The sequence below is a fragment of the Eudoraea algarum genome, assembly GCF_050589645.1.
Lineage (GTDB): Bacteria > Bacteroidota > Bacteroidia > Flavobacteriales > Flavobacteriaceae > JBNGOQ01.
The window spans coordinates 1,333,964-1,335,183 of record NZ_JBNGOQ010000001.1 but is presented as its reverse complement, the minus strand read 5'-3'; the positions used below and the strand labels follow the sequence as shown (position 1 = coordinate 1,335,183).

Genomic DNA, 1,220 nt, shown 5'->3' with positions numbered 1-1,220 from the left:
GAGGTCGTCTCGTTAAAGGTCGTTATGGTCCCGTCCTCAGAGGTGTAGGTAAAGCTACCGTTACCATTGTCCACCAAGGTGGTCACCGTATTGTTGGTGTCCACCGTTATTGTGGTGCCGGAATCGTCCGTGATATCAAAGGTGCCGTCGCCGTTGTCCACTACCGTGGCACGCCGTGCATCGAAAGTGGTGGTTCCGCCATCTTCGTTGGTATAGGTCAATGTACCGTCGCCGTTGTCGGCAAGGGTACTCGTCGTCTCGTTAAAGGTGGTAATCGTACCGTCCTCGCTAGTATAGGTAAAACTACCGTCCCCATTGTCCACCAAGGTGGTCACCGTATTGTTGGTGTCGACGGTCACCGTGGTACCGGAATCGTCCGTGATATCGAAGGTGCCGTCGCCATTATCGACCACGGTCGCACGCCTGGCATCAAAAGTGGTCGCCGTACCGTCCTCGTTGGTATAGGTCAATGTACCGTCACCGTTGTCGGCAAGGGTACTTGTCGTCTCGTTGAAGGTGGTGATCGTGCCGTCCTCACTGGTATAGGTAAAACTGCCGTCTCCGTTGTCCACGAGCGTGGTCACCGTATTGTTGGTGTCGACCGTCACCGTGGTACCGGAATCGTCCGTGATATCAAAGGTCCCGTCGCCGTTGTCCACTACCGTGGCCCTACGGGCATCAAAAGTGGTCGTTCCGCCATCTTCGTTGGTATAGGTCAATGTACCGTCGCCGTTGTCGGCAAGGGTACTCGTCGTCTCGTTAAAGGTGGTGATGGTCCCGTCCTCACTGGTATAGGTAAAACTACCGTCCCCATTGTCCACCAAGGTGGTCACCGTATTGTTGGTGTCGACGGTCACCGTGGTACCGGAATCGTCCGTGATATCGAAGGTGCCGTCGCCATTATCGACCACGGTCGCACGCCTGGCATCAAAAGTGGTCGCCGTACCATCCTCGTTGGTATAGGTCAATGTACCGTCACCGTTGTCGGCAAGGGTACTTGTCGTCTCGTTAAAGGTGGTGATCGTGCCGTCCTCACTGGTATAGGTAAAACTGCCGTCTCCGTTGTCCACGAGCGTGGTCACCGTATTGTTGGTGTCCACCGTTACCGTGGTCCCGGAATCGTCCGTGATGTCGAAGGTGCCGTCGCCGTTGTCCACCACCGTGGCACGCCTTGCATCGAAAGTGGTCGTTCCGCCATCTTCGTTGGTATAGGTAAGGGT

General features: G+C 55.6%; 1 pseudogene. It reads right to left on the bottom strand.

Annotated elements, in window-relative coordinates:
* Positions 1 to 1,220: pseudogene (locus ACRD67_RS06215) on the bottom strand (hypothetical protein); the annotation flags it as partial.